We start from the raw sequence: 26123 nt of genomic DNA, 5'->3' as shown, positions 1-26123 counted from the left end.
CGCGCGCCTTGTATGTAACAGCAACTGCGAACGGATCAACGCAATGCCCTGGACCCACAACCTCCACTCTTTGCTCACAAGTTGCGCCCGTTTTGTGGCGGGCATCATGCTGGTTCTTGCTGTTCTGGCCATGCCGGCCAAAGCACAGGTTGACCCGGCGGACGCCGTTGCCAAAGTCGAGGCCCTTCATGCGGGGCTTGAGCAGCTTATGGCAAACGGTCAGACGTTGGGAACTGGGGGCTCTGCCGAGTTTATCGGCAGTGTGGTGGATACGACGTATTTCCTCCCTGGCCTGACCGCGCAGTCCATCGGCCCCTCGACGTATCGGGGCTATGACGAAGCGGAACAGGCACTGGTTGTTGACGCATATCGCAGCTTCGTGGTGGCCAACTATGTCAGCCGGTTTGCCAAACCCTTGCCCATAAGTTTTGAAAGCGGCGACGTGGAGCCTGGCCCCGGCACGGCGCTTATTGTGAATACGTTGCTCAACCGCAGTTCGGGCGACCCGGTGCAGTTGAGCTATGTGGTGGTTGCCTCGCAAAGCGGCGAGGTGGGCATCACGGATGTTCTGTATGACGGCGTCAGCGAGGCTGCACGCCGCCGCTCGGAGCTGTCGTCGCTGGCGCGCCAGAGTGCGCAGGCTGTGGCAGATGCATTGCGGAAAAAATCCGCACAGATAGTGGCAGGCGGCCCTTAGCCCATGCATCCGCTCACCGGTAGTAATTTCAAAACGTTCGCGCGGGTGCTGTCACAAAGTGGTGCGCTACCTGCGTCGTCGTGGGCAGAGGTTGCGGGGCTGATGGCGGCAGTTGTCGGGCGCACGCCGTTGTCGCTGATTGAACGCGGATATACGCGGGCACGGCTTGCGACGTCCGGTGAGATGCCACCGCCGGTTTTCATTGTCGGCCACTGGCGCAGCGGCACCACGCATTTGTATAATCTGATGGTGCAGGATGATTTTGGTTTTGTACCGCCGGTGGCCACAGGCCTGCCGTGGGACATGCTGCTGCTGGGCCGTGCGCTCAAGCCGGTGATTGACCGAGCGCTGCCTGAGACCCGGTACATTGACAATATTCCCGTCAAGCCGGATTCGCCGCAGGAAGACGAGATTGCGCTGGCCAACATGTCGCCGCTGTCTTTTTATCACGGCATTTATTTTCCGCGTGCTTTTGACCATCATCTCAAACGCGGCCTGTTTTTTGAGGGGTGTACGGAGGATGAGGTTGCCGAGTGGCAGGAAACATTCACGTATTTTCTGCGCAAGCTGTGGCTGCAACAGGGCCGCAAACGCCTGCTGATAAAAAACCCGGTTTACACAAGCCGCGTTGCGATGCTGCATAAACTCTATCCGGATGCGCTGTTTATCCACATTCAGCGCAACCCCTATGAAGTGTTTGAGAGCATGAGAAACTTTTACGCCAAGCTGTTCAAGCAACTGGCGTTGCAGCCCTATGGGCATGTGCATATTGATGAAGTGGTGCTGTCGGTTTATGAGCGCATCATGGGGTTGATTGACACCGAGTGGCCGTCCATTCCCGCGTCGCAACGCGTGGACGTTGCCTATGCCGATCTCGACCGCGCGCCAATAGCCGAGCTTGAGCGCATTTACACGAGCCTTGGCCTGCCGGGCTTTGATGCGGTGCGCCCGCGCTTCGAGGCTTATTTGCGGTCTGTGTCAGGCTTCAGGAAAAACAAGTTTGACTATTCCGACACATCCGCAAAATTGGTGGAGGCGCGTTTGGGCGTGTACCTGCAACGCGGACAGTACACGCGGCCCGGGTTGAATGCGGAGTAGTGGTACAGCGTGTAGCCGCGTCGTTGTGCTGGCTGTTGCTGCCGCCTTCATGCCGTTTCACGGACATGCCGGCCCCATGCAATGTACGCATCTGCCGGTTGTTTCGGCGGACGGCGAGCGGATCACGGGTATTGAGGATATGGCGCTGGATGGCGCAAACAACCGTGTGCTGCTGAGTGCCTATGACCGACATGCGGTGGATGAGGCCCTGGCTTCGGGAATAACTGAAGGCGTGACTGTGCCTGAGGGGGGGCTTTACTGGCTTGGCCTCGAGCAACTTGAGGTCTCACCTGTGACATCGCTCTCAGCCACGCGCATTGCCGTTTTTGCCGAAACCCCGGTGCGGCTTTTGCCTCATGGCATAGGCCTGTTTGACCATGACGGGGTGCGCCGGTTGGGCCTCGTCAACCGTGTTGTGACACCGGATGGCATATCTGGTGAGGTTCTTTTTTTTGATGCGGCAGGCACCGACTTCCAGCTTACTGGTCGGGCGGGGGGAGATGCATTTTGCCGCGCCAACGATGTGGTGGTGGTTGACTCCGCAACAACGCTTGTCACCTATGATCAGGCAAATTGCGACGGCTGGGCGCTGTGGGCCGAGCGGGCTTTTGACCGGCATAGCGCCGGTGTGCTGCGGGTGACATTTGGCACGGCTGGCGTGGCGGATACCCGAACGGTGTTCGATTCTGTTGCGTTTGCAAATGGCATTACGCTGGACACGCGTGGTCGTATTGTTTTTGCGGCATCCCGCGACAGCGCCGTGTATGCCCTGACAGGTGAGGCGTTGCTGCAAGGTGACCGCGATGCCACCGTGATGGTGCGCTTTCAGGGTGGGCCCGACAACATTACAGTCAATGAGAGCGGCGCGCTCATCGTGGCTGTTCACCCGTCGCCCTTCGCGCTGTTTTTGCACATGAACGGGCTGACAGGTGTTCCCACCAGCCGTGTTGTGGCGGTTGCGCCTGATGGCACCACCACGCTGCTTGTGGATGCTGACACGCCGGGTGTGCCGGGCGCGGCAACCACCGCGCTTGAAGCGGCGGGCAAACTGATTGTCTCCTCCGCCTGGGATCATGGTCTTGGTGTGTGTACACCCGTAATGCCGTCAGCCGCGGACAGGGGCTAAGGATGACGCTAGCGCTGGTGACAGGTGGTGCAGGATTTCTGGGTCGTCATGTGGTGCAGCAGCTTGGCGCGGCGGGGATCATGGTGCGCGTGCTTGATCTGCAACCACCGCCTGAAGACATGCCTGCCAGCCTGAATATGGAATGGTGCTGCGGGGATGTGACGGACGCGGAGTGCGTTGCCTCGGCGCTGAAAGGTGCGACACATGTTGTGCATCTGGCGGCCATTCCACATTTGTGGACGCGCAACGTTGCGGACTTTGAGCGTGTGAATCACACGGGTGCCGTGACGGTGCTCAGCGCCGCGAGGTCTGCTGGTGTTCGCGTGGTGCATGTTTCGTCCCTCACAACGCGGATCAGCGGACATGCCGGTGGTGCGGTGCGCATGGTGACAGAAGATGATGTGCCGCCACTTGACGCAATGCTGGGGCCCTATCCGCGTTCAAAATGGGCGGCGGAACAAGCCATGCGTCAGGCGCGTGCGGCGGGCGACATGGTCCAGATTGCTATTCCCACAATGCCGCTTGGTCCCGGTGATGATGGCTTCACGCCACCAACCCGCATGGTGCTGGATTATGTGTCGGACAGGACGCCGGCCTATCTGGAAAGCTGGATGAACATTGGCGACGTGCGCGATATGGCAGCGGACATTATCGCGCTGCTTGATGTGGATGCGCCGCCGACGGGCGTGTTTGTGGGCGGTGAAAACATCCGCATGAGTGATTTTTTGCACCGGCTTGAAAAGGTGAGTGGCGTGAAGATGCCGCGCATGCGGGTGCCGGGAGTGGTTGCGCAGACCTTTGCTCACCTTGAGGAGGCCATGAGCACCCATGTAACCAAACGTCCGCCCAAGGCACCGCTCACGGGTGTGCGGCTGGCACGACGGCCGGTGACGTTTGATATGTCACGGTCGCAAGAGCTGTTTGGTCGTGCGTCGCGTCCTCTGGATCAAACGCTTGTGGATTTGCTGGCCTGGTTCGAGCGTGAAGGTCACTGGGCGCGTTAGCGGGCCGGGTAAGATCGGCCTTTCCACCGCGCGCCGCTACCTTTGGCATGGCGAATGGCTGATGCAACCGTTGCCGCGCCATATATCACGGCGGCAGCGGGCAGGGCGAAGGCCCATCCAGCCGACAACCCGTACATTCTGATCGTCGGCCAATAGGTGCGGGCCATCAGCACCCATGCGGCCAACCCGATAAGCGAGATGCCAAAGGACGTGTCGCCGAGTGCCCATGCTGCTACCGCCCAGACCGGGACTATGAACGTCAGCGCCAATCCGGCAATGGCTCCGGCGAGCGCCAGCCAGCTATAGCCAAGCTGGGTAAAGGCGGTGCGCGCCACCATGTTCCAGATGCTTTCCAGTGAGCGGTTGTCGCGCAATGACACGACGTCATGGGTCAGCGCGGTCAGCGTGTCGTGCGCCGGGCGGGCGCGTTTCAAGGCTTTGGCGAGTGCGCAATCGTCGATGATGTCGCCCTTGATGGTCTGCAGGCCGCCTGCCGCTTCAAGCGCATCACGGCGAACGAGGAAGCAACCGCCTGCGGCGCCGGCCAAAGGGTCATAGCGGGTGTTAGTGCGTTTGAACGGGTAGATCAGTTGGAAAAAATAGATGAAGGCTGGCACCAGCAATTTTCCCCACGGCCCGCGTGCATCCAGTTTTGCCATCAATGATACGAAGGTCAGCGAGTTGTGCTCGGCCTTATTGATTATCTTGGCCAGCGTTCCCTGCCGATACAAAATGTCGGCGTCGGTCAGCAGCAGATAGTCCGTGTTGTGCGCAACGGCTTCAACGCCCTGTGCGAGGGCCCATACCTTGCCACTCCAGCCGTCGGGCAGAGCATCACCGTCGATGACCCTCACCGGGCATCGAGGCGTTGATGCGGCGCGGGCAATGTCGCCGGTTGCGTCCGTGCTCTGGTCGTTGACGACCCAGATTGCCAGATCACCATCATAGTGCTGGCTGGTGAGCGATGCGAGCGTTTGGCCGATGGTTGGCGCTTCATCGCGCGCGGGAATGATGACGGCAACGCGCGGGGCTTGCCGTCCGGCACCCTGATCGCGCGGCTCCGGAACAAGCCATGTGTCGGCGCGCCAGAAACCGGCACGGCCCCAGGTCAAAAAGACCCACGCAGCGAGCGCCAGAAGAGCAAGGGCACTGAGTTCGAATGTCGCCAGATCAATCAGAAAGTTCATGGCATGGGGCCGGGTATTGTGGGCGAGGCAGGGGGACGCTTGTTGGCTGACTATAGCGCGATTTATCTCAACCCTTAACGCAATCAGCCGCTTTCTTGCCGCCCACGGTGGGACGCGATAGCGTGCGGGTTTCCATATCCCTAGCGAGTCCTTTCAGCCTGATGGATAGCCCGTCCGCCTCCCACACTGCCGCCGATCAGCACCGCACCGTGCCAGGTGCAGCGGCGCGCGCGGAAACGCCCTCCGGCAAAGGCGCACGTGATGAAAACTTCCCCGTTGGATCGGTGCTGTTGCCCGCGCGGTTTCGGCCTGTCGTCATGGCTTTTTATGGCTTTGCCCGTGCTGCGGACGACATTGCGGACAACCCCACATTGTCGGCAGATGCAAAGCTGGCGCGGCTGGATGCCATGGAAGCGAGCCTTGAGGCAGACGACACCAGCCGAGGTGCCGAACTTGCCAGGCTCTTGCACGCTCATGGTCTTGACGCGACACACCCGCGCGCGTTGCTGAGGGCGTTCCGTCAGGATGCGGTTCGCGGACGATATGCCTCGCTTGATGAGTTGCATGGTTATTGCCGCATGTCGGCGGACCCGGTAGGGCGGTTTCTGCTTGATCTGCATGAAGGTGGTGCGAGCAAAGCTGCGCTGGTTTATCGGTATTCGGATGGTTTATGTACGGCTTTGCAGATCCTCAACCATTTGCAGGATTGCGGCAAAGACCTGATGACCATGGATCGGTGCTATCTGCCGGGCGACATGCTGAACGCCGCCGGTGCTGAGATTGCTGATCTGCGCGGCCCGTCGCTGACGCCAGGTTTGCGCACTGTCATCGACCGGCTTCTGGATGATGTGGACGCACAGCTTTCGCAGGCCGGCAAACTGCCGCGTGCGTTGCGGTCGCGCAGGCTGGCGATGGAATCTGCCGTTATCTTCCGTCTGGCGCATCGGCTGGCTGCCCGCCTGCGGCGAGCTGATCCGCTGGCAACGCGGGTGGCGCTCAGCAAGTGGGATTTTTTTACTGCGACCGTCTGCGGCGCTGTGGCAGGCTTTGTAACAGGCGGGAGAGGGCAATGATGCAGACGTCAACCGGCATCATGGACCCGCAGGCCGCTGCCCACCATGCAGCGCAGATCGTCAAGCGGTCCGGCACATCGTTTGCGGCTGGTATGCGCATCCTGTCGCGCGAGCGTCGTGAGGCGATGTACGCCATCTATGCTTTCGCGCGCGAGGTTGACGACATTGCAGACGAAGGCGGCACCTATGATGAACGCATGGCCGGCCTGAAAGAATGGCGCGCCGAAATTGCGCGGGTCTATCAAAGTGCGCCGCAGACCGCAGTGGGTGTTGCGCTGGTTCCTGCCATCAGGCGGTTTGACCTTGAGCGCGGTGAGTTCGAGCTGTTGATTGAAGGCATGGAGATGGATGTTGAGGGGCCGCTCATCGCGCCATCTCATGCGCGTCTCATGGCCTATTGTCGCCGTGTGGCGGGGGCCGTGGGTTTGCTGTCCATGCCGGTGTTCGGGGCGGGACGTGGCGACATTGAGGATCGCTATGCGCTTGCACTGGCGAATGCGCTGCAACTTACCAACATATTGCGCGACATTGACGAAGACGCGCAAATGGGTCGTGTTTATCTGCCCGCTGAGCTTCTGAACGCTCACAATATAACCACGCGCGATGCCGCCGCCATTGTGTCGCATCCCGCACTGCAGGATGTGGCGCGTAGTCTGGGGCGTGAGGCGCGGGGCTGGTTTGCCGAGGCGCAGGCGCTGCTTGTGCATCTCAACTGGCGCGACGTGCGTCCGGCATTGCTGATGATGGGTGTCTATGAGCGGTATCTGCGGATGATGGAAGAACGCGATTTTGCGCAAGGCACGCCGATAAAGCTGAGCAAACCGGCGAAACTTGGCATTGCGCTGCGCTATCTGTTCGTGCCGCCGCGTGCGCCTGCGGGCAAGGGGGCCTGACGGGTGCCGACAGTTCATGTGATCGGAGCAGGCCTTGCGGGCCTTTCGGCAGCGGTTGCGCTTGAGGGTGCGGGCGTGCCGGTGCAGGTGTATGAGGCGGCAGGCCACGCGGGCGGACGGTGCCGGTCGTTTTACGACAAGACCCTGGACCACATGATAGATAACGGCAATCACCTGCTGTTGAGCGGTAATAAATCAGCGCTCTCCTATCTCAAGGCGATCGGCTCAGGGGATGCGCTATCCGGGCCGTCCAGGGCGGCGTTCCCGTTCATTGACGCCAAAACGCGAGAACGCTGGACGCTGAAGCCCAACTGGGGACCGATCCCGTGGTGGGTGATGTCGGCAGATCGGCGGGTGCCGGACACCCGGCTGCATCATTATTTCAGCGGTCTCAAAATACCGTTCGCCAAACCTGACCAGACGATGGCGGATCTGATGGCGACGAGCGGGCCGCTGTTTCAGCGCTTCTGGGAGCCTTTGGTGGTGGCGGTGCTCAACACCCTTCCCGAAAAGGGGGCGGCGCGTCTGATGTGGCCGGTGCTGCGCGAAACCTTCCTGAAGGGTGAGCAGGCGTGCCGTCCGCTGATCGCCAAAAAGGGCCTGGGACCAGCTTTTATTGATCCTGCCGTTCGCAGGTTGGGGCGTACCAACCGGCCCGTGCAGTTCAACACGCGCCTGCGCAATATCGAGAAAACCGATGGGCTGATAACCGGCCTTGTGTTTGGTGACCGTACGGTGAGCGTGCAGCCTCATGATGCGGTTATTCTGGCGGTGCCGCCGCAGCGCGCGCACGACATTTTGCCGGATATGGAGTTTCCCGGTGAAGGTGAGACCATTTTGAATGTGCATTTCCGGTTGCAGCGTCCGGCTCCCAAGCCGGACGGCGTGGGGGTGATCGGTCTTATCAATGCACATGCGCACTGGGCGTTCGTGCGTGGCAATATTGTCAGCCTCACGGTTTCGGCTGCCGGTGATCTGGCAGATCGCCCGGCTGAGGAACTGCTGCCGCTTTTCTGGGAAGAAACGCGCTTTGCTCTTGGTCTTATTGATCGGGAATATGTGGCCGGGAAAGTCATCAAGGAGCGGCGGGCGACGTTCGACCAGTCGCCCGCAGGTGTTGCAAAGCGACCCAGGACGCAAACTCAATGGGCCAATCTGATGTTGGCGGGAGACTGGGTAGATACCGGTCTGCCAGCCACCATCGAAGGGGCTATTCGCTCGGGAGGCAGTGCGGCTGAAAGTGTGCTCAGACGCATGAAGGCTGCCTAGGGTCCAGACTCACTTATAACCAGAAGGCGACGAGGATGGCGATAGTGACAGCGGACAGAAAGTCCCTGGCGAGCTTGTCGTAGACGATCTTGCGCTTCCGGCTGCTGCGCCCCGGGATGACAGGAACCATACGATCCTGACCCAGGCTCTTGCGGCTCGCATTGGCGTCATGGCCCTTGTCGGCAATGATGTAGCGGGCGGCGGCAGCGCAGTGGAGCAGCATACCGGCCACTTTCATATCCAAGACATTGCCCGCGTCAGTTCGAAGGCGTAGGGGCGCCTCCGGCTCAAATCCCTCTTCAATTGTTTGTTTTGTGCGAAGCGATCACGGGGCTGAGCCGTCGGGGCGTATCTGCCTCAGGGATCAAAGTGCCCTCTGTAGCGACGCTGCCTCCTGATCGGGCTGATTTTCGGCCTTGGCTTGACCATCGTGCTCCGCACCGAAGACCTTTTGATCGGGCAGGAACGGCGCAATCAGCAGTCCTGCCATTGTCATCGGATAGTTTGGCGCGGTGCCAATACCGATCTTGTCCTGCGGACGCTCGCCATTCACCTTGTGGAACGTTCCAAACAGGATATCCCAGACAATGAACTCGCCACCGTAGTTGGAATCACCAACCTGTTTGTCGGGGTAGTGGTGGTACCTGTGATTGTCGCCGATCGAGAAGATGTATTCCCAGAAGCCCAGCTTCAGATCGAGGTTGGCGTGCTGAAATATCCCGATACTTAGCTGCATCAGAACAGCTACGACCGCGATCTCGACCGATGGCTGAAGGAGGGCCAGCGGCACCGCGAAGAGCAGCGCCTGACCGATCACCTCGATTGGGTGACTGCGAATGCCATTGAGCCAATAGAGACGCTCAACCGAGTGGTGAGCCGCGTGGAAACGCCACAGAAACGGCACCTCGTGCAGAGCGCGATGATACCAGTATCGGAAGAAGTCCTTGAGCAGGATGAAGAGGAATACCTGGACCACTCCGGGCAGTTGTGCAGGCCAAAGGTCGTGACCATAGGGCTCCACCATTTCGATAATGCCAACAATGAATAAAGCCTGCAGCAGGAACCTGGAGAATCCGTTCCAGAATGCTCCGGAAAAGAACATCATCAAATCGACGGACATGTCATTTTTACCCTCCAGCCAGTTGCGGCTGAACGGCATCAGGCGCTCCAGAGGAGCTACAAACAGGCCCACAATGACGGGTATGAGCGCAAGTACTAAGAGGGAATTGAGCCCGCCACCATTCTCGACAAACTCAAAACTGAGATAAAGCGAGATGACCATAGTAGCGGGAAAGATTGTGTGCTGCAGAACCCGTCGCAGCAACGTGCCTTCCAGTCTGTGCGACAGCCAATCAAGGTGCCGCAGCGCCCAATTCAATGGGCGAACGATGACGTAAGACAGAATCGCTTCGATCAGGTTGAGCGGCATCCCAAGCCACTTCTCGAAAGCTCTGGCGAGCGGAGCGCGCGCAGGCAGGTTCCGGTTCTTGAGAGCCTTGGCGTCAGTTGACTGCATGGTGAATTTCTCGGTTGAAATGCGCTGGTTGGCACTCGCGGATCAGAACGGCACCACAGCGCGTATTGATTAAATGAACCTGTTCAATATACTAACCGAAGACCTATCGTCAAGCTGACGTAGAAACATGGTGCCTGCCGAAGGCGCTGGAACTTGAGTTTCAGAGGGAGAAGAGAATTGCCGAAGAAAACCATCGTCATTGCTGCTGTGCTGTTGCTGATTGGATGGCAGGCGTGGCGCATCTCTCGCGATTCCGGCGCCTTCGTCGAGATCGAACCGGTATCGGTAGGCGCGTGTACCATGATGGAGGGACCAGCCGGGTCGGAAGACATCAACATCGACCGAGTGAACCGCGTAGCCTTCATTTCGGCTGGCAACGGACGCGAAGTGTTCGACAGCTATCGCAGCGGCAGCACCGCAAAGGTTAAGAATGGTGATATCTGGTTGCTCGATTTGTCACAGCCAGACAGTCGACCCGAACCTCTAAATGTGCAGATTGAGCAGCCGTTTCATCCGCATGGCATCGATCTCTTGCAACTCGAAGATGGAAAGCGGGAATTGTACATGGTCAATCACCCTTCGCGTTTCGAAGACGAGATACTCGTATTCGATGTCGCCGAAGATCATAGCCTTACGCTCAAAGGTCGTTTTCACTATCCGGAGTTGATCTCACCAAACGATATCAAGGCGATCGGCAGAAACCAGTTCTTTGTTTCAAATGACCATGGCAGCCCCCAACCGTCGATAATGGCGACGATTGAAGACTACTTTGGAATGTCCTGGTCGTCGGTTTCCTACTTTGACGGTCAAACGGGAGTTCTTGCTGTCGAGGGCATCAAGGGTGCAAATGGGCTTGCAATTTCCGAAGACGGACAGACCCTGTTTATAGCCGAGGCCCTCGGACGCTCGGTCAAACGTTTCCGCAGGGGAGCGTCAATGCGCGAGTGGGAGTTCGTCGAGAAGCTGGATGTAAACACAGCGGTGGACAACTTGGAATGGTCTGAGGATGGCAGGCTATTAGCAGGCGCTCATCCCAAACTTTTTCCTCTGCTCGAGCATGTGAGGGATGCAAACAGCCTTTCACCTTCGCATGTCATTGCAGTGCAAGTCAGCAGTTCGCCCATGACGTTTGAGACAATCTATATGAACGATGGAACCGAGCTTTCGGGTTCAAGCGTAGCGACGATGCTCGATGGAGAGATGCTCATCGGCTCCATATTAGAGGACCATTTTCTTAGGTGCGAAGTAGAATAAATCTCTGTATGGCTTATGGGCTCGCACGACGTGTGTGAGGAATGGAATAAACTTTCGGACAAAGTGAACTGTGCCGAGGCCACCCATAACCGATGAAAAGCGTGCGAGGATGCGCCATCAAATTTGCCAAGCCGCAGTGCGGTTGGGACAGCGTCGCGAAATTGCGCCCAACGATGCAAAGGCATGGGACGACATTACAATTAGAGATGTGGCCGAAGAAGCCCAGATCTCGGTCGGAACATTCTATACGTATTTCAAGAGTCGCGATGACCTCGCTCAGGCGGTTTGGTCTGTTCCAGTTGACCAGATCCGGGCTGCTATGCAGGCCAACTACGATGCTTCCCATGATCCAGCAGAGAAGGTGCGCTGTTTGCTGCAGGACTACGCAAGCATCGCAATCACAAACACCCGTTTCTTCAAGTATGTGTTTCTCCCAGTCCCCGATGGAAGAAAGAACTACGTCGAGAAAGTCGACCTAGGAGATGAGTTCTTCTATCGGGGTTTGTGCGCCGCATTCGAGGAAGGACAAGCTTCAGGCGTGTTTGTAGATTTTGATCGCCACGAGATGGCGCAGTTCTTTTGGTCTGCGATTCACGGCTGTCTAGCGCTACCGATCAACCTAAGCCGCTTGCGGTTTGATCCACCTGAAACGCTGTCCACAAACGTGATCAACGTCCTTTTGTCGCTGATTTCGAACGAGAGCTGAGGCGCTGCTCTGCACTCTAACCCATCTTATCCACCGTCGGTGGCCTGAGGGGTGGACCGTAGGCCGACCGCCTGATTTTTCGCGCCCCCTTTTTCCCCACAAGCCAAGCAGTGCGCCATGAATCATCCTCCAAAAGCTCTACGCCATCGGAATCACGATTTGCGCCGCAAGATCAATGCGCTGATTGGGTTTTGACCCTAGCAGCGGATATGCCGGGCTTGCTGTTTGGGCGTGCCCGCCGCTAGTATTGCACTGCACCATTCAGAGCAGTCCGCCAAAGACACCACAAAAAACAGGGGAGAGTACCCGTGACGGTTGTTGAGTTCGGCCCGCAGGACACGGAAGAAACAGCCGAGCAGGCGATGGCTGCCCGCGTGGCGCGCGAGGAGCTTATCAAGACACAGGCCGATCGCTTGGTTGAGATGCAGCGCGACGACGGGCACATTGTTTTTGAGCTTGAGGCCGACAGTACCATTCCGTCCGAATATGTGTTGCTGCAGCATTTTCTGGATGATGTGGACCCGGCCAAGGAAGCAAAGATTGCGCGCTATCTGCGCCGCATCCAGAACGCGGATGGAAGCTGGCCGCTGTTTCATGATGGTGACGGCGATATCTCGGCCACCATCAAGTCGTACTGGGCGCTGAAGCTGACCGGCGAGGATATTGATGCGTCGCACATGGTGCGTGCGCGAGACTGGGTGCTGGCACGCGGTGGAGCGTCCAAGGCCAACGTCTTTACACGGATCATGCTGGCACTGTTCGCGCAGATCCCGTGGCGTGGTGTGCCGGTTATTCCGGTGGAAGTCATGCTGTTGCCGCGCTGGTTTCCGTTTCACATGTCAAAAATTGCTTACTGGTCGCGCACAGTGATTGCGCCTCTGCTGGTGCTCTATGCGTTGAAGGCGCAGGCGCGCAACCCGACGGGCATTACCATCCGTGAACTGTTCGTGACGCCGCCCGAAGATGAGAAAGTGTATAACATCAACCCCAATGGCAGCTTTGTGGGCGATTGTTTTCTGGTGCTCGACAAAGTGCTGCGGTTTTGTGAGCCGGCGTTTCCCAAAGGCTTGCGCAAACGGGCCATCGACAAGGCGGTGGCGTTTTTCACCGAGCGGTTGAACGGGTTGGACGGGCTGGGCGCGATTTATCCAGCTATGGCCAATTCGGTGATGGCGTATGACGCACTGGGCTACCCCAAGGATGACCCGAACCTGATGATTGCCAGGGAATCCATCGAGCGGCTGCTGGTGGAAACCGACGACGAGCTTTATTGCCAGCCGTGCGTGTCGCCGGTGTGGGATACGTGTCTGGCGTCTCATGCCTTGATGGAATCCGGCCTTGAAGCGGGCGATGACGCGCTGGATGGCGCGCTCGACTGGCTCAAGGACAAGCAGATTTTGGATGTGGTGGGCGACTGGGCTGTGCGGCGGCCTGATGTGCGGCCGGGCGGCTGGGCGTTTCAGTACAACAACGACTATTACCCGGACGTGGACGATACCGCCGTTGTGGCCATGGCAATGCACCGCACGGGCAAGCCGGAATATACCCAGAGTATTGAGCGCGCCGCGGAGTGGGTTGTTGGTATGCAGTCGTCGTCAGGCGGCTGGGGGGCTTTTGAGCCTGAGAACGAACATTTTTATCTGAATTCCATCCCGTTCGCTGACCACGGTGCGCTGCTTGATCCGCCTACGGAAGATGTGACGGCGCGGTGTGTGTCGTTTCTGGCGCAACTCGACAGGCAAAGATTTGCGGCAGAAATAGCCAAGGGTGTGGCGTATCTCAAGCGTGACCAGCAGCCGGATGGCTCATGGTGGGGGCGCTGGGGTGCCAACTATGTATATGGCACATGGTCGGTCTTGTGCGCGCTCAATGCGGCGGGTGAGGACATGCAGTCTGCCTACGTGCAGCGCGGTGTGGCCTGGCTGAAGGCACGTCAGCGGGCTGATGGGGGGTGGGGTGAAGACCTCGCGACCTATCACGAGGACCGCAAGAGCGAAGTGAAGGAGAGCACCGCCTCACAAACCGCCTGGGCCGTGCTTGGCCTGATGGCCGCGGGCGAGGTTGAGAGCGATGCTGTGAAGCGCGGCGTGGCGTATCTTGAAAATGCCAAACGCGATGGCGCGCGGTGGGATGAGAAGCTGTACACCGGCACCGGCTTTCCCAAGGTGTTTTATCTCAAGTATCACGGCTACGCGGCGTATTTCCCGCTGTGGGCAGTGGCGCGGTATGAGAACCTGATGAAGAGCAACGACCGGCATGTTGCGTATGGCATGTAGCCAACAAGCGTGTCAGCAATATTCCGTTTCCCCGGACCTGATCGGGGGTCCATTCGCGGTGCAGCGGTATAGTAGTGCGTGCTGGTTCGGGCCGGGCTGCACGCACATTTTGCGCCAGCCACTATGTCGAAGGCCGGTCGGCGGGTAGGCCCCGGATCAGGTCCGGGGACACGGGATTGGGCATGGGGAATATCAGAGCTTTAGCCCCTTTGCTTTCCGCGGGATCGCTTGCAGCAAGCACCAAACTGCTCCACACACAGACGCATTACCAAGTAAATACCTGAGGGCAAACGCATGAAACGGCTTGGCATTGTGTGCGGCGTGAAGGCCGAAGAAGCAGCGCTTGGCACGCTGGTGGATGATCCCGCACTCAGGACCGCCGTATCGGGGGCGTCGCCCGCCAAAGCTGAAGACCTGGCGCGAGAGCTTGTAGAGGTGCATGGCTGCACGGCGCTGCTGAGTTTTGGCGTGTCGGGGGCGCTGAGTGATGCGCTGGTGCCCGGTGATATTGCCGTTGCCCGCGCCGTTGTGATGCGCGACGGCAAACGCATTGAAGCGTCGCCGCAGTTTGCGCCTCTGCTTGCGCAGTGTGCAGCGCGGGCAGGGCTCACGCTCAAACATGTTGATATGGCTGATGCTGCTGACGTTGTCGCAGATGTTGCCGCCAAGCGGGCGCTTGGGCGGCGTACCGGAACGCACGCGGTGGATATGGAGAGCGGGGCAGTGGCCCACGTGGCCCGCGAGCTGGGCGTGCCGTTTACAGCGTTGCGGGCGGTTTCAGATGCAGTGCATCACACGCTGCCCCATGCAGCGCTGGGGGCGATTGGACCCGGCGGTGATATTCGCGTCATGACGACGGTATTGCGGCTGATGCTGCGGCCTCAGGACCTGCCGGCGATGATGCGTCTTGCCGCCGGCAGTTCCAAAGGGTTCAAGAGCCTAGGCCGCTGTGCCAGAGACCTTGTCCCTGGTCTTCTTGGGGTCGTGTAAGTCCTTGAGCTTTTGCTCTTCAACCTTCTGCTCAATCAGCTCGTCGTAGATGTATTTGGCCTTGCGCTGATTGGTGAGGTCGATTTCCGGTGCAAAGTCGCCGGATGTTTTGGGGCCGCGCAGCGACACCCACAGGGTTTTGAGTGGGTGGGCGGCAGCATCTGCCGCAGCGGTTGGCTCGTAGCCACAGTGGGCCATGCAGTCAGCGCATTTTTCGTAGTTGCCGGTGCCGTACTGCTCCCATTCGGTTTCGTCCATCAGCTCCTGAAAGCTGGAGGCGTAGCCTTCATTCAGCAGGTAGCACGGGCGCTGCCAGCCGAAGATGTTGCGCGTGGGCATACCCCAAGGCTGACACATGTATTGCTGGTTGCCGGCCAGAAAATCCAGATACAGGGAGGAGTGATTGAGCGCCCATTTTTTCTTGCCGGATTTCTTGCGCTCTTCGCCCTTGCGGAACACGTCGCGGAACAGATCCTTGGTGCGGCGGCGCTCAAGGAAGTGCTCCTGATCCGGCGCACGCTCATAGGCATAGCCCGGCGAAATGGTGATGGAGACGCCGATGTCGGTGCAGTAGTCGAGGTATGACGCCACCTGATCGGCGGTCATGTTGTCAAAGATGGTTGCGTTGACGTTGACCTGAAAGCCTGCGTCCTGCGCGGCCTTGATGGCGGACACGGCCTTCTTGAACACACCCTTCTGGTCCACGGCCTTGTCGTGCTCTTCCTCCAGCCCATCAAGATGGACCGAGAAGAAGAGATAGGGCGATGGCTTGAACAGATGCAGTTTCTTTTCCAGCAGCAGGGCGTTGGTGCACAGCGACACGAACTTTTTCCGTGCGACGATGCCCTCAACGATCTCACCGATTTCCTTGTGGATCAGCGGTTCGCCGCCGGGGATGGCCACCACGGGAGCACCGCATTCGTCCACCGCGTCGAAGCATTCCTGAGCCGACAGGCGCTTGTTGAGAATGGCGTCCGGGTAGTCAATCTTGCCGCAGCCGGGGCAGGCAAGGTTGCAGCGGAACAGCGGCTCCAGCATGAGCACAAGTGGATAACGCTTGTTGCCCTTGAGGCGCTGCTTCATCACATAGGCGCCAACCATAGCCATCTGTCGAATAGGTACAGCCACTTTTCGTCTCTCCTGGCCTCATACGGCCTTTTGGTGTGTGCCTTCCGGCGCGGTTCGGGGTGTCTGATTCAGGGAGTGTATCAGGCACCCGCGGCGCGGGATGGCTCAGGGTCATCAAGTAGTTCGCGGGGTAGTTTGAAGGTCACATTTTCGCGAATCACGTTGAGGCTTTCCACCTCAACGTCATGGGTGGTGCGCAGGCGTTCTATCACACCCTGCACCAGTGTTTCAGGGGCAGAGGCACCGGCGGTGAGGCCGACACGGGTTTTGCCCTCCAGCCAGGCGTCTTCCATGGCGTGGGCGTCGGCGATCAGATAGCTCGGCACGCCGATGGTTTCGCCCAGTTCACGCAGCCGGTTTGAGTTGGAACTGTTGGTGGCACCCACCACCAAAATCATGTCCACATGCTTGGCCATTTCGGCAACAGCGGTCTGGCGGTTCTGAGTGGCGTAGCAGATGTCGCGTACGTCAGGGCCGACAATGGACGGGTATTTTTTCTTGAGGGCTTCAATCACGTCACGGGTGTCGTTCACGGAAAGTGTGGTCTGGGTCACAAATGCCACCCGGTCGGGGTTGGCCACTTCCAGAACGGCAACATCCTCAGGCTCTGAAATGACGTGCACCTTGCCGGGAATGCGGCCCAGCGTGCCTTCCACTTCCGGGTGGCCCAGATGGCCGATCATCACCACGTCGTAGCCCTGCTCGGCATAACGGCGGCCTTCGCGGTGAACCTTGGTGACGAGCGGACACGTGGCATCAATGGCCTTGAGGCCCCGAGCGCCGGCATCTTCCTCAACACGTTCGGCAACGCCGTGAGCTGAAAAAATGGTGACGGCACCCACCGGCACCTCATCCACTTCCTCTACAAACACAACGCCCTTGGCGCGCAGGTCTTCCACCACGTGTTTGTTGTGAACAATCTCGTGGCGCACATAGATAGGGGCCCCAAAGCGTTCGAGCGCCTTTTCCACCACATCAATGGCGCGCTCAACACCGGCGCAAAAGCCGCGTGGCTCTGCCAGAACGACTTTCATCGCAGGTCTGATTGCGGAAGAGGTGCTTTCAGTCACGTGCCAACCCCTGAATCTGTCAAAAAATGCATCAAGTTAAATGTAGGCCAATTGGCGGTTCAGGCTCCGAACAGGCGCCGGGTTGAGTGGAAGGCGCTTGCGACGGTATGCGTCGTAATCAAGCTGCCAGTGTGCGTGTTTGGTGATGCCGGTGCAAGGCGGTCAGCATCAATTCCGTGTTGAATATGGTACTGATTTTAAGGTGTTAACCACAATCAGCGTCCGGTTTTTCATCCGTGGAGTTACATGTTTGCCGCACCTGTTCCAATCACGCTTTCGCCAATAAAAGTTGATTTGTGGCCTGTTGCTGGGCGGCGGACCATATTACCTTGCATAGTGCCTTTGTGTCGCTACGGCAGCGACGTGTAAGGCACGCGGTTTTCTGGTATCTAGCGCGGTCAACACCTGACACGCGCAAAGTGGCAGGCGTGAAACGACTTAAACCTGAATGGAGCGGCAGCCTTGAGCAGCAGCGTTCGACCATATCGCGATATTTACCGGCGGGAATGCCGCAAGATCCACGTCGGCAATGTGCCTGTGGGGGGTGACGCGCCTATTACCGTTCAGTCGATGACCAACACGCTGACGCCTGACGTGAAAGCAACCGTCGCGCAAATTCGCGAGCTGGAAGAAGCTGGTGCCGACATTGTGCGCGTGTCTTGTCCGGACGAGGACTCCACCGCCGCCCTCAAGGAGATTGTGGCTCAGTCGAAGGTGCCCATCGTTGCGGACATCCACTTTCATTATAAACGTGCCATTGAGGCCGCCGAGGCAGGGGCTGCGTGCTTGCGCATCAACCCCGGTAACATCGGCAACGCCCAGCGGGTGAAGGATGTGGTGCAGGCGGCCAAGGACCATGGCTGTGCCATGCGCATCGGCGTCAATGCGGGCTCGCTCGAAAAAGACCTGCTTGAAAAGTACGGCGAGCCGTGCCCGGAAGCGATGGTGGAAAGTGCGCTGGACCATGCGCGCATTCTGGAAGACAACGATTTTTTCGAGTTCAAGATTTCAGTGAAGGCGTCTGACGTATTTCTTGCGGTTGCCGCCTATCAGGGGTTGGCCGAGGCGTGCGACTACCCGCTGCATCTGGGCATCACGGAAGCCGGCGGTTTTCAGTCCGGCACCATCAAGTCGTCCATTGGCCTTGGTATGCTGCTTTGGTCGGGCATTGGTGACACGATCCGAGTGTCGCTGTCGGCGGACCCGGTGAAAGAGATCGGCGTTGGGTTCGATATTCTCAAGTCGCTCAATCTGCGGCATCGCGGTGTGAACATCATTTCGTGCCCGTCATGCTCGCGGCAGGGCTTTGAGGTTATCAAGACGGTTGAGACGCTTGAAAAGCGGCTGGCTCATATTTCAACGCCGCTCACGCTGTCGGTCATCGGCTGCGTGGTGAACGGGCCAGGCGAAGCCATGATGACGGATGTGGGCTTTACCGGCGGTGGCTCGGGCAAAAATACCGGCATGGTGTATGTGTCCGGCATTGCGGACCATAAAATTGATAATGACGGCATGGTCGATCATCTGGTCGAGCTTGTTGAAAAGAAAGCTGCCGAGATTGAAGTGGAGCGTGCCCGCGAGGCGGCGGACGCACAAGCCAAGGCAGAGGCTGAAGCTTCATCATCAGCGCAGCAGGTAACGGCGGCGGAGTAGGGGGCGTACAGGTTGAGCAGCGAAGCAGCGGCGCCGGTGGATCACTCCGGCGAGCCGCACACACCCATGTCTGACCCGGTTTCAGATCAGAGTTCTGATCTGGGAACGCTGATGAGCACGGCTGCCGATGCGGTAACGGCTGAGCTCGACAGGCTCATTCCTGCCGTTGATGGTCCGCGCGGCCCGGTGGTGGAGGCCATGCGGTATTCCGCGCTGTCGGGCGGCAAGCGGCTGCGGCCGTTTTTGGTCATGCAAAGCGCCAGACTTTTCGGCGTGCCTGACGCGCAGGCGCTGCGGGTGGGGTGTGCTGTCGAGATGGTGCATTGCTATAGTCTCATTCACGACGACCTACCGGCGATGGATGACAGCGACACGCGCCGCGGACGTCCGGCTGTTCACAAGGCCTTTGACGAGGCGATTGCCATTCTGGCGGGAGACGCGTTGCTGACGCAGGCGTTTGAAGTGCTCGGCGACTTTTCGACCTCGCGTGATCCGGCCATTCGCGCGGCGCTTGTGGTGGAACTTGCCCGCGCGTCCGGGGCGGCGGGCATGGTCGGCGGCCAGATGATTGATATTTCGCCGGCCCGTACCGACATGGGCTTTGATGAGATTGCCCGGCTTGAGGCGCTTAAAACCGGCGAGCTTATTCGCTTTTCGTGTGTTGCCGGCGCATTGCTGGCAGGCGCGGGCGAGGGTGAGCGGGCAGCGCTTGCAGGCTATGCGGCGGATCTGGGGCTTGCGTTCCAGGTGGCGGATGACCTGCTGGACGTGACGGGAACTGAAGAGCAAATGGGCAAGCCCGTGGGCCAGGACCATGGCCTTGCCACATTTGTAACGCTCCTTGGGCTTGAAGGAGCACGCAAGAAGGCTGACGAGTTGGTTGAGAGTGCCTGCGGGCATCTGGTGCCGTTTGGGGCCAGTGCGGACAATCTACGGGCGGTCGCGCGCTTTGTGGTTGACCGAAAACAGTAGGTGCTTTTGCGGACATGCTTTTAGGGTTATGTGTCCGCGTTAGGAGAACAAAAAATGGCTGATGGGCACACACCGCCTGAGGCTGGGTCAAAATCCAGCAACTTCCTGAGCGCAATCGACGTTCCCGCTGACCTGCGCAAGATTGACCAGGCTGATCTTGGCCATGTGTCTGATGAAGTGCGCCAGGCGGTGATTGAGGCTGTGTCACAGACGGGCGGCCATCTGGGTGCCGGGCTTGGTGTGGTGGAACTTACGGTTGCGCTGCATTACGTGTTCAATACGCCCGCCGACAAGCTGATCTGGGATGTGAGCCATCAGTGTTATCCGCACAAGACGCTGACGGGGCGTAAGTCACGCCTCAACACGTTGCGCACCGGCGGTGGATTGTCAGGCTTCACGTCGCGCGCTGAAAGCGAGTTTGATCCGTTTGGGGCTGCGCACTCGTCAACCGCCATTTCAGCCGCTCTTGGGTTTGCCGCCGGCCGCGACTTTATGGGTCGGGACAATCAGGTGGTGGCAATTGTGGGCGACGGGGCAATGTCTGCGGGTATGGCGTTCGAGGGCCTCAATAATGTGGGCTCCGAAAAGCGCCGCATGGTCATCATCCTCAATGATAATCACATGTCGATTGCGCCACCGGCGGGCGCGTTGTCTGACTATCTGACCGAACTGCGCAGCCACATGCCGGACGAAGCCACGCGGGATGCAGGCATAGCCGAAGAGGGTTTGCCGCGCTTTGTCGATCAGCCGACCCTGTTTGATGATCTGGGTGTGCCGTATGCAGGCCCGTTTGATGGCCATGACGTGGACGAAATGGTCCGTGTGCTGACGGCTGCGCGTGATCTTGACGGGCCGATTGTGCTGCATGTCATAACCCGCAAGGGCAAGGGCTACGCACCTGCCGAAGCCTCTGCTGACTGCTATCACGGTGTTGCCAAGTTCAATGTGGCTGACGGCAAGCAAGCCAAGGGCGTGCCCGGGGCACCCAGCTACACAAGCGTGTTCGCCAATGCGCTGATTGATGAAGCCGCGCGCGATGAACGCGTGGTGGCAGTTTCTCCGGCGATGCCGGATGGCTCCGGCCTTACCAAGTTTGGCGAGATTTATCCCGACCGGCATTTTGATGTGGCTATCGCTGAGCAGCATTGCGTGACGTTCTGCGCCGGTATGGCGGCAGAAGGCATGAGGCCGTTCGCGGCGATCTATTCAACGTTCCTGCAGCGCGGCTATGACCAGGTCATTCATGACGTGGCCATTCAGAAGCTGCCGGTGCGGTTTGCCATCGACCGGGCCGGCATGGTGGGTGCGGACGGCGTGACCCATCAGGGTGCCTATGACATTGCGTTTCTTGGCTGCATTCCCGGCTTCACGCTGATGGCGGCAGGCGACGAAGCCGAGCTTGTTCACATGGTGTCCACGGCTGTCGAATTCGACGAAGGCCCCATCGGTCTGCGCTATCCGCGCGGCGAGGGTGTGGGCGTGGCTCTGCCTGAGCGCGGCACGCCCATTGAAATCGGCAAGGGCGTGGTGCTCAAGGAAGGCAGCAAGGTTGCGATCCTCAGCTATGGCGGGCGTCTGCATGATGCGCTGGCGGCGGGCGACAAGCTCAATGCCATGGGACTGTCGACCACAGTGGCAAACGCGCGTTTTGCAAAGCCTGTTGATGACGAACTGGTTCGTCAGCTTGCGGAGCATCACGAGCTTCTCATCACCGTCGAAGAAGGCTCCATCGGCGGCTTCTCGGCGCTGGTGTTTGACAGTCTTGTGCGTCAGGGAGCCGATATGGCCAAGGCCCGCTTCGTGCCAATTTACATGCCGGACATCTTCATCGACCACGACAAGCCAGCCAATCAGGTGGCCGCTGCCGGGCTTGATGCAGACGGCATCGTCGCCCGTGTTCTGGCGTCGCTTGGCATGGATGAAGCGCGTGCCATTGCTGCGGCAGGCGTTGGGGCCGAGTAGTTTTTCCTTCACGAGCGTCATATGGCAGACGCGTTGCTGTGACAAAACCGTCATGGCCGGACTGGTATTGAGCGGGGTCGCCCACGCTGGCGATTCATCCCTGTATTCAGGAGCCCGCCATGCCGCCTTCAGCTGTTTCGCAAACACGCAAACACCTTAAATCTGCAGTCCACCAGAATGACGCAGATACGCGTGCCGGTGTTCTGGAACGGATGTTTACGTTTGCGTTCAAGGGGCTGGTTTATCCGCAAATCTGGGAAGACCCGGAAGTGGACCTGGAGGCGTTAGCGCTGACGCCCACATCGCGGATGCTCACCATTGCGTCGGGTGGCTGCAACGTCTTGTCGTATCTGACCGCAGACCCCAAAGAAATTGTGGCGGTGGACCTCAACCGCGCCCATCTGGCGCTGACGCGCCTGAAACTTGCGGCTGTGCGGGGTATGCCGACCTATGAAGCGTTTTACCGGTTCTTCGGGGAAGCCGATGCGAAGGCCAATATCACCGCCTACAAACGCTTTGTGCGCGACGAGCTTGACGGGGAAAGCCGACGCTATTGGGAAGGCCGCGACTGGATGCTGCAGCGACGCATCTCGCTGTTTTCACGGGATCTCTATCATCACGGTTTGCTTGGTTACTTTATCGGCGCGGCACACTGGATGGCGCGCCTGCATGGTACCGACCCACGGCAGATAGTCTGGGCGCGGACGGTTGATGAGCAGCGGACGTTTTTTGATACGGCGCTTGCGCCGCTCTTCGACCGCCGTGTGGTGCGCTGGGTGACGTCAAAAAAAATGTCGCTATACGGACTGGGTATTCCGCCGGCTCAATACGAGGCGCTGGCGGCAGATGGCAATGGCGACATGGCGGCAGTGCTGAAAGCGCGTCTTGAAAAACTCGCCTGCGGGTTTCCCATGCAAGACAATTACTTTGCGTGGCAGGCATTCGGGCGCGGCTATGCATCTGGCCCCTCAGGCCCATTGCCGCCCTACTTGCAGGCAGAGCATTTTGCAGATGTGCGGGACCGGGCAGACCGGGTCAATGTGCAGCACCGGTCTGTTACCGATCAGCTTAAACTGGAACAAGATGCCTCTCTCGACGCCTATGTTTTGCTTGATGCGCAGGACTGGATGACAGATGCCCAACTCATGGAACTGTGGGCTGAGATCAGCCGCACCGCGCAACCTGGTGCGCGGGTTGTGTTTCGCACAGCCGGTCAATCCTCCATTCTGCCGGGGCGTGTGGATGATGCCATCATGGCGCGATGGGACTATCGCGCTGAGCAAAGCCTCGAATATTCAAAGCATGACCGCTCGGCGATTTACGGCGGCGTACATCTCTACGTCTTCAAGGGCTAGCCTGATGAGCGATGTGACGTCACCCACCGGCGACCTGATGGATTCGATCTATCGCACGCAACGGCATTTTTACGATGCGACCCGCAAGTATTTTCTGCTGGGGCGCGACAGGCTGATCCGTGATTTGGCGCCACCACAAGGTGGCTGTGTGTTGGAAGTGGGCTGTGGTACCGGGCGCAACCTCATCAAGGCCGCCCGGCGCTACCCGCACGCGCTGTTTTTCGGCCTCGATATTTCAGAAGCGATGCTGGAAAAGGCCCGCCATGAAGTTGCCCGCGCAGGTCTGAAAAACCGCATCACGCTGGCCCGCGCCGATGCCGCCGGTTTTGATGCGAACGCGCTGTTTGGACGTGCTGTGTTTGACCGTGTGTTCTTCTCCTACAGCCTTTCCATGATCCCTGACTGGCAGCAGGCGCTGGCGCAAGGCTATGGGGCTACCGGCGCAGGTGGCAGATTGCTGCTGGTTGACTTCGGCCAGCAGGAGCGCCTGCCACGCTGGTTCAGCCGCCTGCTGATGTGGTGGCTAAAACAGTTCCACGTCACGCCACGGGCCGACCTGAAACAGACCATAACATCGCTGGGAAAAGGGCGCGTGCTGCCGCTCTACGGCGACTACGCCCGCATCGCTGAGGTGGTGCGGTAGGTCTTTCGTGTGTCACCCGAACGCCTGACCAGGCGTCGGCCCGTCAGGCCGCCTATCCGGAGCGTTTGCGCGCAAGTGCACTCAAGCGTGAGGAATAAATGGTGCCGGCTGAGAGGCTCGAACTCCCGACCCCCTGATTACAAATCAGGTGCTCTACCAGCTGAGCTAAGCCGGCACACGTGGCTCAAAGACTGTTCGTCTGAATCGCAGCTTTGAATCGGGCTCGGTATAGCGCGGTTATTTTGATCTGGCGAGACGTAATTTAGGCTTTGGTGCCGCCCGCCTGTCGGCGGATCTCATACAGCGCCACAGCGGTGGCGTTGGAGACATTGAGGGAGGCGAAGCCGGGTTCGCCGGGGATTTTGGCCAGCATGTCGCAGCGCTCGGCAGTGAGGCGGCGCAGGCCGGTGCCTTCTGCCCCCATGACGATGGCGATTTTGCCGGTGAGGTCGAGGTCGCCTAGGGCCTTGTCGCCGGTGCCTTCAAGGCCAACGGTGAACCAGCCTTCCGCCTGCAGCACGGCGATGGCCTGCGCCACGTTGGGCACCTGCACCAGCGGCATCTGCTCAACGGCACCAGAGGCTGCTTTGGCCAGTGCGCCGGTTATGGGCGGCGAGTTGCGCCGGGTGACGATGACGGCACGGGCGCCAAACACAGCAGCCGAGCGCAGCACCGCCCCGACATTTTGCGGGTCTGTCACCTGATCGAGGATAATCAGCGGTTTTTGGCCAGTAGCAGGGGTGGCGGCACCTTCAGCGGCTTCGGCCTCGGCGCGGGCCAGCACATCTGCCAGCACCGGCTCTGCCAGCGGTGCGACCTTGATGGCAAGGCCCTGATGCACGGTGCCTGCGGGAAACAGCTTGTCCATCTCGCGGGCGTCGGTTGTTTCTATTTGCAGGCCGCGTTTTTGCGCGGATTCAGCCACGGCCTCCGCGCCTGCCGGCGTTGCGATCAGGCGCAGCACGCGGCGTTTGGGGTTATGCAGGGCAGCGCGCACCGCGTGGGTGCCATAGAGCCAGTCTGGTCCGTCTGATGCTGCGGATGATGACCGCCCGCGTGACGCGGCACGCTCAGGTGCCCGCTCAGTGGTGCGGGTGGGTGGGCGTTTACGGCCGCCTGATGAGGGGCCGCGATCCCTTCCCCTGCCATCACGCGTTCCCTCGCGGTTTGCCCCACGGACGTCACCAGGCGCATTGTTGCGTCCGGGCCTGTTTCCACCGGCACGACCGCGATTTGGGCCGCCACCGGGGCCGCCGCCTTTGCCGCCACCGGGGCCGCCGCCGCGTGGCCCTTTGGGGCCATTTCCTGATTTCTGATCGCTCATACCAGCGCTCTAGCGGGTTCAGGCGGCGGCTGCAATCAGTTCCGGTGTGCCGGTGCATTGTTTTTAGGGGTCTTGTCGGTTTTCAAGCGTCTGTGGAGTGCGATCTGCGGGGCGCTGATCATTTGGCGTGCCCAACTTGGCATTGACAGGGGGGGCTAAAAACGCCTATTTCCCCGGTCACCAGCGGCGTGCGGGGCCGGTGTTTCCGTTTATAAGTGACACCATCATCTGTCGGCTTTTCATCCAGAAAGGCCGAAAGAGATGGATTGTCTCTTTTTTGCGGGATACCGTCCGGTTCATAAAGCGCCAACGGGCCTTGAAGGGCGTTCGTTTTATCAGGCGGACGCTATGGTTTTTGGAGGGATGCCCGAGTGGTTAAAGGGGACGGACTGTAAATCCGTTGGCTATGCCTACGTTGGTTCAAATCCAACTCCCTCCACCACCATTTCTTCAGGGAATATGTGAGACCAGGACCGGATCAGGCGGGTGTAGCTCAATGGTAGAGCAGCAGCCTTCCAAGCTGACGACGAGAGTTCGATTCTCTTCACCCGCTCCAGCTTGAAGGGGCATACGAGTTGAGTGTCCGGTTAAAACGAGTGAGCATTTGAACGAGGCGGATCGCGGTTAGGTGCGATCCACAAACCCAGAAGGTCCGAGGACAAAGAGATGTCAAAAGCAAAGTTTGAGCGCACCAAGCCGCATGTAAACATCGGCACGATTGGCCACGTTGACCATGGCAAGACGACGCTGACGGCTGCGATCACGAAGGTGCTTGCTGAGTCAGGCGGGGCGACGTTTTCGGACTACAACGACATTGACAAGGCGCCTGAGGAAAAGGCGCGCGGGATCACGATTTCGACGGCGCATGTTGAGTATGAGACGGAAAACCGTCACTACGCACACGTGGACTGCCCGGGCCATGCCGAC

General features: G+C 59.3%; 22 protein-coding genes, 3 tRNA genes and 1 pseudogene. 19 read left to right on the top strand and 7 right to left on the bottom strand.

Annotated features, from left to right (window positions below):
* The first annotated feature begins 43 nt into the window (after positions 1-43).
* Genes RIB87_RS12350 through RIB87_RS12335 form a run of 4 tightly spaced genes read left to right on the top strand, consistent with a single transcriptional unit; the run spans position 44 to position 3925 of the window.
* The gene (locus RIB87_RS12350; RefSeq protein WP_350147073.1) at positions 44-697 is read left to right on the top strand and encodes an ABC transporter substrate-binding protein; all 654 of its coding nucleotides are present in this window, start codon (positions 44-46) and stop codon (positions 695-697) included.
* A 3-nt stretch (positions 698-700) separates the two neighbouring features.
* A complete protein-coding gene (locus RIB87_RS12345; protein ID WP_350147071.1) occupies positions 701-1795 on the top strand; it encodes a sulfotransferase family protein in 1095 nt (364 codons plus the stop codon).
* Entirely contained in the window at positions 1785-2921 is a 1137-nt protein-coding gene (locus tag RIB87_RS12340) for an SMP-30/gluconolactonase/LRE family protein (protein ID WP_350147069.1), read from the top strand. The genes RIB87_RS12345 and RIB87_RS12340 overlap by 11 nt, the downstream gene beginning before the upstream one ends.
* A gap of 2 nt (positions 2922-2923) precedes the next feature.
* A complete protein-coding gene (locus RIB87_RS12335; RefSeq protein ID WP_350147067.1) occupies positions 2924-3925 on the top strand; it encodes an NAD-dependent epimerase/dehydratase family protein in 1002 nt (333 codons plus the stop codon).
* On the opposite strand, the gene RIB87_RS12330 is transcribed toward RIB87_RS12335, so the two are convergent.
* Positions 3922-5112: a glycosyltransferase gene (locus tag RIB87_RS12330; protein WP_350147065.1), complete on the bottom strand. Its 1191-nt coding sequence runs from the start codon at positions 5110-5112 to the stop codon at positions 3922-3924. The two genes, RIB87_RS12335 and RIB87_RS12330, sit on opposite strands and share 4 nt — an antisense overlap.
* Before the next feature lie 161 nt (positions 5113-5273).
* On the opposite strand from RIB87_RS12330, the gene hpnC reads away from it, so the two are divergent.
* From hpnC to hpnE, 3 genes are read left to right on the top strand one after another with little or no spacing between them, the layout of a single operon-like run.
* Positions 5274-6185: a squalene synthase HpnC gene (hpnC, locus tag RIB87_RS12325; protein ID WP_350147063.1), complete on the top strand. Its 912-nt coding sequence runs from the start codon at positions 5274-5276 to the stop codon at positions 6183-6185.
* Positions 6182-7078 carry a presqualene diphosphate synthase HpnD gene (gene hpnD, locus RIB87_RS12320; RefSeq protein WP_350147062.1) on the top strand — a complete coding sequence of 299 codons (897 nt, stop codon included), beginning with the start codon at positions 6182-6184 and terminating at the stop codon, positions 7076-7078. The genes hpnC and hpnD overlap by 4 nt, the downstream gene beginning before the upstream one ends.
* 3 nt (positions 7079-7081) lie before the next feature.
* Entirely contained in the window at positions 7082-8347 is a 1266-nt protein-coding gene (hpnE, locus tag RIB87_RS12315; RefSeq protein ID WP_350147060.1) for a hydroxysqualene dehydroxylase HpnE, read from the top strand.
* Between the two features lie 13 nt (positions 8348-8360).
* On the opposite strand, the pseudogene RIB87_RS12310 reads toward hpnE, so the two are convergent.
* Both RIB87_RS12310 and RIB87_RS12305 read right to left on the bottom strand, forming a co-directional pair.
* Positions 8361-8626, bottom strand: a pseudogene (locus tag RIB87_RS12310) (IS5/IS1182 family transposase); the annotation flags it as partial.
* Between the two features lie 85 nt (positions 8627-8711).
* Positions 8712-9863 (bottom strand): sterol desaturase family protein, encoded by a 1152-nt coding sequence (locus RIB87_RS12305; RefSeq protein WP_350147058.1) that lies wholly within the window; start codon positions 9861-9863, stop codon positions 8712-8714.
* 177 nt (positions 9864-10040) lie between these two features.
* Here RIB87_RS12305 and RIB87_RS12300 point away from each other — a divergent pair, with 177 nt between their 5' ends.
* The 4 genes from RIB87_RS12300 to RIB87_RS12285 all read left to right on the top strand — a co-directional run bounded on the left by RIB87_RS12300 (position 10041) and on the right by RIB87_RS12285 (position 15089).
* The gene (locus RIB87_RS12300) at positions 10041-11117 is read left to right on the top strand and encodes a hypothetical protein (RefSeq protein ID WP_350147056.1); all 1077 of its coding nucleotides are present in this window, start codon (positions 10041-10043) and stop codon (positions 11115-11117) included.
* A gap of 109 nt (positions 11118-11226) precedes the next feature.
* Positions 11227-11823 (top strand): TetR/AcrR family transcriptional regulator, encoded by a 597-nt coding sequence (locus tag RIB87_RS12295; RefSeq protein WP_350147054.1) that lies wholly within the window; start codon positions 11227-11229, stop codon positions 11821-11823.
* Positions 11824-12185: 362 nt separating this feature from the next.
* Positions 12186-14099, top strand: a complete 1914-nt coding sequence (gene shc, locus RIB87_RS12290; protein WP_350148210.1) for a squalene--hopene cyclase — start codon at positions 12186-12188, stop codon at positions 14097-14099.
* Positions 14100-14393: 294 nt separating this feature from the next.
* A complete protein-coding gene (locus tag RIB87_RS12285) occupies positions 14394-15089 on the top strand; it encodes a phosphorylase family protein (protein ID WP_350147052.1) in 696 nt (231 codons plus the stop codon).
* Here RIB87_RS12285 and hpnH read toward each other — a convergent pair.
* Both hpnH and ispH read right to left on the bottom strand, forming a co-directional pair.
* Positions 15039-16217: an adenosyl-hopene transferase HpnH gene (hpnH, locus tag RIB87_RS12280; RefSeq protein ID WP_350147050.1), complete on the bottom strand. Its 1179-nt coding sequence runs from the start codon at positions 16215-16217 to the stop codon at positions 15039-15041. The two genes, RIB87_RS12285 and hpnH, sit on opposite strands and share 51 nt — an antisense overlap.
* 80 nt (positions 16218-16297) lie before the next feature.
* Positions 16298-17251, bottom strand: a complete 954-nt coding sequence (gene ispH, locus RIB87_RS12275) for a 4-hydroxy-3-methylbut-2-enyl diphosphate reductase (RefSeq protein ID WP_350148208.1) — start codon at positions 17249-17251, stop codon at positions 16298-16300.
* A gap of 498 nt (positions 17252-17749) precedes the next feature.
* Between ispH and ispG the strand changes: the two genes are divergently transcribed.
* The 5 genes from ispG (at position 17750) to RIB87_RS12250 (ending at position 23872) form a co-directional block, all read left to right on the top strand.
* Entirely contained in the window at positions 17750-18940 is a 1191-nt protein-coding gene (gene ispG, locus RIB87_RS12270) for a flavodoxin-dependent (E)-4-hydroxy-3-methylbut-2-enyl-diphosphate synthase (protein WP_350147048.1), read from the top strand.
* A 12-nt stretch (positions 18941-18952) separates the two neighbouring features.
* Complete coding sequence (locus RIB87_RS12265) at positions 18953-19912, top strand: polyprenyl synthetase family protein (RefSeq protein ID WP_350147046.1); 960 nt, start codon at positions 18953-18955, stop codon at positions 19910-19912.
* Positions 19913-19966: 54 nt separating this feature from the next.
* Entirely contained in the window at positions 19967-21874 is a 1908-nt protein-coding gene (gene dxs, locus RIB87_RS12260) for a 1-deoxy-D-xylulose-5-phosphate synthase (RefSeq protein WP_350147044.1), read from the top strand.
* Between the two features lie 119 nt (positions 21875-21993).
* Positions 21994-23229, top strand: a complete 1236-nt coding sequence (locus tag RIB87_RS12255; RefSeq protein WP_350147042.1) for a BtaA family protein — start codon at positions 21994-21996, stop codon at positions 23227-23229.
* Between the two features lie 4 nt (positions 23230-23233).
* Positions 23234-23872 (top strand): class I SAM-dependent methyltransferase, encoded by a 639-nt coding sequence (locus RIB87_RS12250; protein WP_350147040.1) that lies wholly within the window; start codon positions 23234-23236, stop codon positions 23870-23872.
* Between the two features lie 99 nt (positions 23873-23971).
* Here the strand turns inward: RIB87_RS12250 and RIB87_RS12245 are convergent.
* Positions 23972-24047, bottom strand: a tRNA-Thr gene (locus RIB87_RS12245).
* An 87-nt stretch (positions 24048-24134) separates the two neighbouring features.
* Positions 24135-25196, bottom strand: coding sequence for a 23S rRNA (guanosine(2251)-2'-O)-methyltransferase RlmB (gene rlmB / locus RIB87_RS12240; protein ID WP_350147038.1), 1062 nt, complete (start codon positions 25194-25196; stop codon positions 24135-24137).
* A gap of 357 nt (positions 25197-25553) precedes the next feature.
* Here rlmB and RIB87_RS12235 point away from each other — a divergent pair.
* The 3 genes from RIB87_RS12235 to RIB87_RS12225 all read left to right on the top strand — a co-directional run.
* Positions 25554-25638 (top strand) — tRNA-Tyr (locus RIB87_RS12235).
* A 40-nt stretch (positions 25639-25678) separates the two neighbouring features.
* A tRNA-Gly gene (locus RIB87_RS12230) sits at positions 25679-25752 on the top strand.
* Positions 25753-25862: 110 nt separating this feature from the next.
* Positions 25863-26123, top strand: a 261-nt coding sequence (locus RIB87_RS12225; protein WP_350147036.1) for a GTP-binding protein, incomplete at its 3' end; no start/stop codon positions are given.

This window comes from Pyruvatibacter sp. (genome assembly GCF_040219635.1).
In the GTDB taxonomy this organism is placed as follows: domain Bacteria; phylum Pseudomonadota; class Alphaproteobacteria; order CGMCC-115125; family CGMCC-115125; genus Pyruvatibacter.
This window is presented reverse-complemented; position numbering and strand designations above follow the sequence as displayed.